At 64.3% G+C, this 2,574-nt stretch carries 2 protein-coding genes; both read right to left on the minus strand.

Annotation, left to right across the window (positions count from 1 at the left end; genetic code table 11):
* Nucleotides 1-456 precede the first annotated feature (456 nt).
* On the minus strand, nucleotides 457-927 hold the full coding sequence (locus tag SAHL_RS01660) for an EF-hand domain-containing protein (protein ID WP_148045445.1): 471 nt from the start codon (nucleotides 925-927) through the stop codon (nucleotides 457-459).
* A 319-nt stretch (nucleotides 928-1,246) separates the two neighbouring features.
* The gene (locus SAHL_RS01665) at nucleotides 1,247-2,389 is read right to left on the minus strand and encodes a DDE-type integrase/transposase/recombinase (RefSeq protein WP_123589689.1); all 1,143 of its coding nucleotides are present in this window, start codon (nucleotides 2,387-2,389) and stop codon (nucleotides 1,247-1,249) included.
* Between the last annotated feature and the right edge of the window lie 185 nt (nucleotides 2,390-2,574).

The raw sequence follows: 2,574 nt of genomic DNA on the forward strand, positions 1-2,574 counted from the left end.
GCGGTGAAGATGTCCAAGACCCGCTATCCCGTGAATAAGCAGGCTTCCCCGCTTAAGTGAACGGCATTACGGCCCTGCGCCGGGTTTTTTCATGGCCGCTATCGGGGCCGCCGGGCGAGCCGCGGAATCGGGCGCTGCCGCTCCGCTGCCCGGGCCGGGACGTATATCGGCTGCGGCAATCGCCATGCGCGCATCGCGCCTATCGACGCCGCCCGCGATCGGCAACCGGGGACGGGCCGATCCTGACATGTCGAATGGGAAACTCCGACGATTGGGCAAGCATCGGCGTTATGACGAGAAACGCCCGCGGCACGCCGCGGGCGTTCATGCGTCAAGGCGCTGGATCAACTAACGGCGCTGCACCGCGCGTGGGGTGGTGTCCGATCACGACCGGGCGACCGTCCGCAAGGCCCGGTCGAACGGATAGCGCGTCAGACGGCGCCGGTCACACGGTGGCTAGTCGCCCCGGCGGATGTCAGCGTCCTGCGACATGTCACCGCCCGACTGGCCGTCCGCGTCTTTCAAACGGCGCGTGCCGTCGCGCATGATGATGTACGTCTGGCCGCCGGAAACCGCCGGGCCGACCACGCCGGCACCGCGGGCCTGCATCCCCGCCTGGAACTGATCGAAGGTGATGCCGCCGGGGCTGCTCTGGCTTTCACGGTCCTCGATCGTGGCACTCGTGTCCAGCGAGTCGTAGATTTCGGCGACCTCCTCGCTGTCGGCGGCCTCCGACCGGCTGAGCACACCGTCGCCGTTGGCATCGAGCGCGTCGAAACGCGTGCGCAGGGCGCTGTCGCTCATCGGCGTTTGACGTTCGGCGCCGGCGTTTCGCTCGCCGCTGTTCTGCATGCTGTCCTGGGCCATCACGCTGCCGGCACCGGCGGCCACGGCGAGCCCGATTGCGATCGCTGTTTTCCTGAACATGGCGTTGCCTCTGTGTCGGGATGGTATTCAGCCCCAAACATAACGCCGTGCCATGAACCCGCACTTAACCCGGAGGCCCGGGGATGCGGTCGGTGCTGGGGCCTGTTAACGCTCCATACGAGCCCGCGCCGAGCGCTGTTGTGCGGCAAGACGAGGCGTAGTGCGCGCCGTGCAGTGACTCTGCACAAGCGGGCTACAACGCTGGATTGCCGCACAACAGCGCTTGCCCCGCAGGGTTGGGCCTCCCATAAACAATCGACCAGGGGCGCTCTGTGTACGGGTCAAATACATCGGTAACACATGTGTGCATGAACATGGGTTACACCCGAACGCGGCAGTAGCCGCCCGCTCGCTTGGGCAGGTTGATCCGACCCAAGCGGTAGAAACTGAAATACGCGTCCCATTGATTCTCGTCGATCTGCTCGAGGCCGATGTCGTGGCCGACGAGCAGGTGCGAGACATACACGACGCGGTTGGCGATATAGACCAGACCGCTGTTGGCCACACGACGGACCTCGAAATAGCCGGGGTATTCGATGTCCGGCGGCCGGGCCGGGTAGGGTCGGGGTGACGCCGCGTAGTGGGACGCCGGCGCTGTCATGGCCAGCGCCTGGTGCGGACGCTCGTCGTTGTAGGCATTTTGGAAGTCATCGAAGCAGCGCTGCTGCGCCGCCATCGAGTACCGCGCCGGCCGGACGGTATGCTGTTTGAGCGTGCGATGCATGCGCTCGTGGCGGCCGTTGTGCTGGGGTCGGCCGGGCGGAATACGCTCCGGACAGATGCCAAGCTGGATCCACCAGATCGACAGTCGTGACAAGCCGGCGGTGGCCCGGCTGGCGAACGGCGTGCCGTTGTCGCTGCGGATACGCTCAGGTAGACCGTATCGGCGAAACAGTCGTACGAACGCCGCCCGAGTTGTGCGCAGATCCGTGCCCTGCTGGGCTCGCGCGCCCAGCAGATAGCGGCTGCGATCGTCCATCACGGTCAACGGATAGCACCAGCGTCCGTTGCCCAGTTTGAACTGGCCTTTGAAGTCCACGCTCCAGAGCTCGTTGGATCGGCTGGATTGCTTGAGGGGACGTGGATCGCGGTCGTAGCGTTTCTTCGTCTGCCTCGGTGCCGACAACCCGGCTTGGCGCAGAATCTTGTTGATGGTCGAGGTGGCCGGCGCAGACAGTTCGGGATAGCGCTGTTGCAGCAGCGTTCGGATCTGGCGCGCCCCGGGCGTCAGACGCGTGGTCGTGCGCAGTTCGATGACGCGCCGGCGCACGATATATGGCGTGGTCGCCGGATGAGCGGCCGGTACGCGCGAGCGCTCGAACAGCCCCTCGGCGCCGTGTTCGGCGAAGCGGTTAATCCATTTGTAGCCGGTCTTGCGACTGATGCCGTAGCGCCGACACAGCGCACTGACCGTATCGGTCTGACGCAGATAATCGCTGACAAACAGTATCTTCTGATCCATCGGCTTCACATCTTTCCAGGGCACGAGCACGCTCAGTACAACCAAGCTGCCAGTGTAAAAATGTGTCACCCATGTATATGCACAAAGGTGTTACCGATGATTGTGGACCGTACATCTGCGGCGTTGCCAGTCTTGATCGTGGCGCGCCACGATCGGCGACTCGCGCCTTGCAGAACACGATTTGA

The sequence above is a fragment of the Salinisphaera orenii subsp. halophila YIM 95161 genome, from assembly GCF_003732545.1.
Classification (GTDB): Bacteria; Pseudomonadota; Gammaproteobacteria; order Nevskiales; family Salinisphaeraceae; genus Salinisphaera; species Salinisphaera orenii_A.

What these genes read in the sequence shown, in the direction of transcription:
- SAHL_RS01660 (WP_148045445.1), bottom strand. Translation starts at nt 927, where the DNA reads ATGTTCAGGAAAACAGCGATCGCAATCGGGCTCGCCGTGGCCGCCGGT.
- SAHL_RS01665 (WP_123589689.1), bottom strand. Translation starts at nt 2,389, where the DNA reads ATGGATCAGAAGATACTGTTTGTCAGCGATTATCTGCGTCAGACCGAT.